The organism is Micromonospora orduensis, from assembly GCF_006228125.1.
Taxonomy (GTDB): Bacteria; Actinomycetota; Actinomycetes; order Mycobacteriales; family Micromonosporaceae; genus Micromonospora; species Micromonospora orduensis.
On sequence record NZ_VDFY01000254.1, the window covers coordinates 1 to 6,660 of the forward strand.

The window sequence follows — 6,660 nt, forward strand, 5'->3', positions numbered from 1 at the left end:
ACCACCGCCGGCGACGGCAACAACGCCTCGGACGGCTCACCCCGATCGAGTTTGAGACAATCAACCAGCCCGTACACGCGGCCTGAACCACTCAAACCCGCGAGTCAACCGAACCCGGGGCAGTCCCGCCCTCCTCGTCGTACGTGATGAAGAGCGCCATCCTGCTCCACACCTCGGGGTTCGACGCCAGGATGTCGATTGTCGAACCGGCCGTCGTTCCAGGCGGCGTGCCCGTCGTTCCAGCCGTGCGGCGGGTCCGGCAGGAAGGTCTGGCCGAGGTCCTTCACCTCGGGCCGGAACGGCAGCAACTCGTCGGCGCCGTCGGGCTGGTGCCACACGTCCTTGCCGGACGGCAGCGTCGCCGGATGGGGGTCACCGAAGCCGCGTACGCCGCGCATGGCGCCGAAGTAGTGGTCGAAGGAGCGGTTCTCATCGCCTTGAGGAACGTACGCCGATCCACGATGCCCATGGCTCACCCTCTGTGCGGTCTGGTCGAGAAACTGGCGACCGGACGCTACCGACGACGGGTTGACGGCAGATGGCCATAATCAGGCCGTCCGGGAGCACCCCGACGTACCGTGAGGTCGTGCCGACGAGAGACGTACTCACCAAGGCTGACCTGGCTGAACTGCGGCGCTCGGCGCTCGGGGCGGCCGATCCGCTGGGTGTCGCCGCCGACCTGGCCGAGGCAGCGGAGCAGGGCCGCCTGGAGGATCCGGATGACGCCGGCGACGCGCTGACGCTGGCCGCGGAGATCGCGGACATCCGGGCGAGACCGGATGCCGCGCTGCGCTACGCGGACCGGACGTTGGAGGCGTACCCGTCGCGTGATGATCCCCGGGCCGGGGTGGCCCGCGCGTTGCGGGCGCGGGCCCTGTTCCGGGCCGGTGGCCGGGACGACGAGGCGATGGCCGAGCTGACGGCGCTGCGTTCGTGGCTGCTCACGCAGCCCGACGCGCCGGCGTACCTGAGTGCGGCGTTGGACGCCGGTGGTCGTTCGTCGATCGCCGAGACGTGGCTGAGCGAGGCGGTGGACAGCCTGCTCGGTGAGCGCGCCACGGCGGCCGACCCGGAGGTCGGTCCTCCGGACGCGCCCGGAGTGCTCTTCTTCCTGCTGCAACAGCGCCACCGGGTACGCCGGAATCTCAATCTGCCGCACGACCGGCAGGACGACCTGGCCGACCGGCTGGAGAACCAGCTCGTCCGTCGGGCGGCGGAGCGCCAGGGCGGCGATTCGGATCTGCTCCTCTGGCGCCGGGACGAGTTCGATCGTCTGCTAGCCGAGCACGCCGAGCTGACCGACGTGTACGGACCGGACTGGGACGCGCACCGCGCCCGGCTGGAGAAGGCGCTGGTCCAGTTGGCGAACGCCGGCCGCACGGGGTTGGGTGTGTTCGCCGCGACGGTGGCCGGGTTGGACGCGTTCGCCCGGCGTCGCGGCGGGGATCCGTCCGATCCGGAGATCCGGGCCGGCTACGCGGCCGAGGTGGCGGCACAGCTCAGCGCCCGGGTGCCCTGGCCGCCGGAGCGCAACGACCCCTGCTGGTGCGGCTCCGGCCTGAAGTACAAGAAGGACTGCCTGCCACGTTCCCGCAGCTGAGGGCGTCGGTCAGCGGGTGGCGGCACGTTGTCGCCGGCGCCGCCGCCCGGCTGCGTACGGCCGGTGTCCGACGGATGCTCGATCGGCTGGCCGGGGTGATCCTGGTCGGTCTCGGTGTGCGGGCCGCGGTGGCCTGAGGACTCTGGATCCCCGCCCACGCGTCGACCTGGCGCGTTGCGCTGCGACCGCTGATTGCTGGACGATCGACGTCCACTCGACCCCCACCCGAGGAGACGCCGATGTTCGAGGAGTTCATGGGCATCCCCGCCCACCCTCTCGTCCTGCACGCCGCGGTCGTGTTCGTGCCGCTGCTGGCTCTCCTGACGATCGGCTACGCGCTCGTCGCGCCGATCCGGCCGCACACGCGCTGGGTGCTGGCGCTGCTCGCCCTGGGTGCGCCGCTCGCCGCGCTGCTGGCGAAGCTCACCGGTGACGCCTTCTTCGAGCGCATGCGCTCCGCGAACCGGGTCACCCCGGAGTTCGTGCCGAAGCTGGAGGCGCACCAGGACTTCGGCGACCTCACCCTCTACGCCACGATCGGGCTGGCGGTCGTCGCGTTGGCGCTGGTCCGGTTCGTTCCGCCGCGCACCGCCGAGGGCGTACGTCCCAATCGGCCGTTGACCCTGGCGTTGCAGGTGCTGTCGGTGGTCGCCGCCGGCGTCGCCGTGTACTACGTGATCCGTACCGGCGACTCCGGCGCGAAGGCGGTCTGGGAGGGCCAGTGACGTCCGGTGGTGCGCCCGGACGCCGACTTCCAGGTGGAACAGAAGCCGTATCCCCATTCGAAGGGATCGACGGAACGACCACCCACGCCTAGCATGACGGCGAATGGATCTTCAGGATTCGTCAGTGCCGAGACCCGGCTACCAGCCCGACCGAAGGGAGACGCGCATGCGTCGACCCCGCCATCTGGCACTACTGAGCGTCGGTGTTTCCGGCGCCCTCGTGCTCAGCGCAGCCCCCACCGCGGCGGCGGCCCCGCCCACGGCCACCACGCCCACCGGCATCGTGGTCGCCGACGGCATGACCCAACCGGTGTTCTCGCTCGCCGACGCGATCGAGGAGCGGGTGTTCGTCCAGACCCCGGTGGACAGCGACCACGACGGCCGACCCGACCGCGTCGCGATCGACATCTCCCGACCCCGGGAAACCGCCACCCAGGGCTTCAAGGTGCCGGTCATCTTCGAGCACAGCCCGTACCGCAAGGGCACCTGGGACGAGGTGCCCTACCCGAGCGTGCTGGTCGACGACCTGCCGCAGAACGGCCTGACCCACGGCTCCGGGCGTCGGTCGCTCGACGTGGGCGCCCAGCGTGCCCAGGCGAAGGCCAACCTGCCCGGCTCGCTCGACGACTACTACGTGCCCCGCGGGTACGCGGTGGTGCTCGGCCAGAGCATCGGCACCGGCGACTCGGACGGCTGCCCCACCAGCGGCGACCAGGCCGAGACCCTCGGCACCAAGGCCGTCATCGACTGGCTCAACGGCCGGGCCAAGGGGTACGACGCGAACGGCGCCCCGGTCACCGCCGGCTGGACCACCGGCGCGGTCGGCATGACCGGCGTGTCCTACAACGGGACGCTGCCCAACCAGGTGGCCACCACCGGGGTCAAGGGACTGAAGACCATCGTGCCGGTCTCGGCCATCAGCAGCTGGTACGACTACTACCGGGCCAACGGTCTGGTCGTCGCACCCGGGACGTTCCAGGGTGAGGACCTCGACGTCCTGGCCCAGTACACGGCCGGGCAGACACGGGCCGAGGGGACCTGCGCCGACGAACTCGCGAAGATCACCGAGGAACAGGACCGGGCCACCGGTGACTACTCGCCATTCTGGCGGGAGCGCGACTACCTCGACGCCCGCAACGTCAAGGCGAGCGTCTTCGTCGTGCACGGCCTCAACGACTGGAACGTGAAGACCGGGCACTTCGCCAACTGGTGGGACCAGCTCGCCAAGCGGGACGTACCCCGCAAGATCTGGCTGCACCAGGGCGGGCACGGCGGCCCCGGCAGCAGCGCGTCGGTGACCCTGCCCGACGGCCGGACGTGGACGTACAAGCAGACCGAGAACCGCTGGTTCGACTTCTGGCTGTGGAACGTGCGCAACGGCATCATGGACGAGCCGACCGCCGTCATCCAGCGTGAGAACCGGGCCTACACCACGTACGCCAACTGGCCCGACCCCGCGGCCCGTACCGTCGACGTGAACCTCGCCGCCACCGACGCGACCGCCCCGGGCGCGCTCACCTCCGGCAAGCCGCCGAAGGCCCGGGTCGAGCAGGGCTTCGTCGACGAGGGGCGGACCATCCACCCGGACACCCTGGTGGCCAACCCGGACACCGCCAGCCCCAACCGACTCGCCTACCGCTCCCCCGTGCTGACCCAGGACGTCCGCATCTCCGGGCGTCCGGAGATGCGGCTACGGATGGCGATCGACAACAAGCCGGACGCGAACCTCACCGCGTACCTGGTCGACTACGGTCCGGCCGGCTCGACCGCCGCGCCGACCGTGGTGACCCGGGGATGGATGGACCCGCAGAACCGCAAGGGTCCGGCCCGCACCGAGCCGGTGAAGCAGGGCAAGCTGTACGACTACCGGTGGACCCTGGAGCCGAAGGACTACATCTTCCCGGCGGGCCACCGGATCGGGGTGGTCGTCTTCTCCAGCGACCAGGAGTACACGCTGCTGCCGCTGGGCGGCACCGAGCTGCGGGTCGCGCCGAACGACAGCGAGCTGCGGCTGCCGGTGGTCGGGGGTCGGGGCGTACTCGGGTTCTGAGCCGGTTTTTCCGAACGGGTGGGGCGGTCCGATGCGTCGGGCTGCCCCATCCGTCTTTCGTCCCAAGTTTGGCGGGGCGGGGCGCGGGAAGACCTCGCCGATCGGGCCGGGCGGCCCGCCGACACCTGTCGGGCAGTGCTGGCGATGCCAGCGTCACCCGAGGAGGAGCGAGGATGAGCCCACGCAAGACGATCACCCCGGCGCGCAGGCCGGCCAAGGCCACCGGGGCGAAGACGATGCCGCCGAGCCGGAAGGTCGCGGCGAAGAAGGTCGCCACCGCCACGAAGCGGGCCACCGGCGCGAGCGCGGCCAAGGCTCCCGGCGAGAAGCCCACACCGACCACGCCCCGCGTCGCGCGGAAGAAGGACACGTCCGCCACCACGGCCACGCCCACCCGCAGGCCGACGGCGAAGGCGGCCACCGCCAAGAACGCTCCGCCGAAGAAGGCGCCCGCGACGAGGGCCGCCGCCAAGAAGGCGCCCGCGAAGAAGGCCGCGTCGGCCCGGGCCCGCACCACGTCCGCCACCAGGGCGCCGGCCAAGAAGGCGACCACGATGGAGTCGTTCGGCAACCGGCGTACGGCCCGGAAGTCCTGATACCGCTCAGCGTCGGTCAGGCGGGCGGGTCGGGGCAGCAGACGGTGAGCGCCCCGGGCACCGAACGCACCTTGAGCTTCCGTACAGCGGTACGCGCGCCACCGTCGAGTTCGTACATCCGCGGGGTGGCGAAGCGGACCCGCACCCGGCGGCCCCGGGTGATCCGGACGAAGGGCGAGTCCGTCGAGCGGCCCGCGGCCATCCGGCCGAGGGTGCGGGCCCAGTCGATCGCCCCGCTCGCGGTCGACACACCCACCTCCAGGCAGCCGTCGTCCGGCCGGGCGTCGTCGAAGGCCGGAATGCCACCGGTGATCGTGCCGACGTTGCCGAAGAGCACGCAGCTCGCCTCGCCGTCGAACCAGGTGACCCCGTCCACCCGGATGCGCGTGTGCACCAACTCTCCCCGAACGTGCCGCAACCCCGTCCAGACGTACGCCAGCCGGCCGAGCCGACCCTTGAGGTCCCGATCGGCCGCGCGGATCAGTTCACCGTCGAACCCGGCGCCGGCCATCACCGCGAAATGCTCGCCGTTGAGACGGCCCAGGTCCAGCCGGCGCCGTCGGCCGTGCAGGCCGATGTGCACCGCCTCCTGGAGATCCTCGGGGATGCCGAGGTTCGCGGCGAAGAGGTTCGCGGTGCCGGCGGGCAGGATGGCCATCGGGGTCCCCGAGTTGGCGAGGGTGTCCGCGCAGCGCTGCACCATGCCGTCCCCACCCCACACGAACACCAGCCCGGCGCCCTTCTTCAGCGCTTTGCGGACCTTCTTCGGCGCCTTGCGGCTTTTCGGCACCTCGTACCAGAGCAGGTCGTCGACCCCAGCGCTGGCGAGGGTCGCCCGCAGCTCGTCGAGGCCGCCACCGAGACTCTTGCGGCGGTGGGCGACCACCGCGACCGTGCCCAGCCGGGCGGCCACGGGCGTGCCGGGGGGTGCGGCGGGGGGTGCGGCGCTCGTGCTCATGGCCGCTGGTGTTACCCAACCGACCGATTCGCTACGCCCCTGGGCATCGCCGCCCGGCACCGCCCCGGCGACATCAGCCCGGGCGGCCGCCCGGGGCTCGGCGCCGGCTGTCGCGCCGATCGTGCATGGATGGGCCGGATGTCCGAGTCCGTGACGCACCGGGTGCCGGCAACCCGCCATTCGCTTGCCGCTCCTGGCCGTCGCTGGCCGCCTGGCTGAATGTTTCCTGTGGAGATCGGTCACGGGCGGCAGCAACACCAGGAAGCCTTATACCTCAGAGTCATATTTATGCCTCTGAGGTATAAGGCTCAGAGGCACGTATGGCTCCGACCACTGGTCGACCGCCGACGGACGGCTGCGGGCGGCCGTCCGCCTATTGACGGGCGAGTCGCGTCCTGCCGCGCGCTCCGCCTGCGCGCGGCCTTTGCCGCGTGCTGGCGGTCTACGCGTGCGCAACTTCGGGGAAAGTGCTGCCTCGCGATCGACTCCCTATCGGCGACACGGGGCATCCCTGCGCCCGGACACCGCGACATCGCCGATACCGAGTCGATCAGCCCCCGACGGGCGGGTCCGGGGCGAGGCGAGCCGTCAACGCGTGATGGGACCTGCTGACCCGTGACAGAACCGTCCAGGCACGCCAGTGCTGGGATGTCCGGTTCGCCGGATGGCCGGGCTGGGCGTGGTGTCTGGTTTGGGTGTCGGTGTGGGGTGGGCGGGCCACCCCTGTCTCT

6 protein-coding genes are annotated in these 6,660 nt (G+C 71.3%); 4 read left to right on the plus strand and 2 right to left on the minus strand.

What is annotated here, in order from left to right:
• Positions 1-104 precede the first annotated feature (104 nt).
• On the minus strand, positions 105-476 hold the full coding sequence (locus FHG89_RS28220) for an alkaline phosphatase family protein (protein WP_244295933.1): 372 nt from the start codon (positions 474-476) through the stop codon (positions 105-107).
• Between the two features lie 110 nt (positions 477-586).
• Here FHG89_RS28220 and FHG89_RS28225 point away from each other — a divergent pair, with 110 nt between their 5' ends.
• The 4 genes from FHG89_RS28225 (at position 587) to FHG89_RS28240 (ending at position 4,971) form a co-directional block, all read left to right on the plus strand.
• Positions 587-1,600 (plus strand): SEC-C domain-containing protein, encoded by a 1,014-nt coding sequence (locus FHG89_RS28225; RefSeq protein ID WP_244295935.1) that lies wholly within the window; start codon positions 587-589, stop codon positions 1,598-1,600.
• A 239-nt stretch (positions 1,601-1,839) separates the two neighbouring features.
• On the plus strand, positions 1,840-2,325 hold the full coding sequence (locus tag FHG89_RS28230) for a DUF2231 domain-containing protein (RefSeq protein WP_139587447.1): 486 nt from the start codon (positions 1,840-1,842) through the stop codon (positions 2,323-2,325).
• A gap of 166 nt (positions 2,326-2,491) precedes the next feature.
• On the plus strand, positions 2,492-4,375 hold the full coding sequence (locus tag FHG89_RS28235; RefSeq protein WP_139587448.1) for a Xaa-Pro dipeptidyl-peptidase: 1,884 nt from the start codon (positions 2,492-2,494) through the stop codon (positions 4,373-4,375).
• 173 nt (positions 4,376-4,548) lie between these two features.
• Positions 4,549-4,971, plus strand: coding sequence for a histone (locus FHG89_RS28240; RefSeq protein WP_139587449.1), 423 nt, complete (start codon positions 4,549-4,551; stop codon positions 4,969-4,971).
• Positions 4,972-4,987: 16 nt separating this feature from the next.
• Here FHG89_RS28240 and FHG89_RS28245 read toward each other — a convergent pair whose 3' ends face one another.
• The gene (locus FHG89_RS28245) at positions 4,988-5,929 is read right to left on the minus strand and encodes a diacylglycerol/lipid kinase family protein (RefSeq protein WP_139587450.1); all 942 of its coding nucleotides are present in this window, start codon (positions 5,927-5,929) and stop codon (positions 4,988-4,990) included.
• Between the last annotated feature and the right edge of the window lie 731 nt (positions 5,930-6,660).

Coding starts and splice junctions, on each gene's coding strand:
- FHG89_RS28230 (WP_139587447.1), top strand. CDS start 1,840: ATGTTCGAGGAGTTCATGGGCATCCCCGCCCACCCTCTCGTCCTGCAC.
- FHG89_RS28235 (WP_139587448.1), top strand. CDS start 2,492: ATGCGTCGACCCCGCCATCTGGCACTACTGAGCGTCGGTGTTTCCGGC.
- FHG89_RS28240 (WP_139587449.1), top strand. CDS start 4,549: ATGAGCCCACGCAAGACGATCACCCCGGCGCGCAGGCCGGCCAAGGCC.
- FHG89_RS28245 (WP_139587450.1), bottom strand. CDS start 5,929: ATGAGCACGAGCGCCGCACCCCCCGCCGCACCCCCCGGCACGCCCGTG.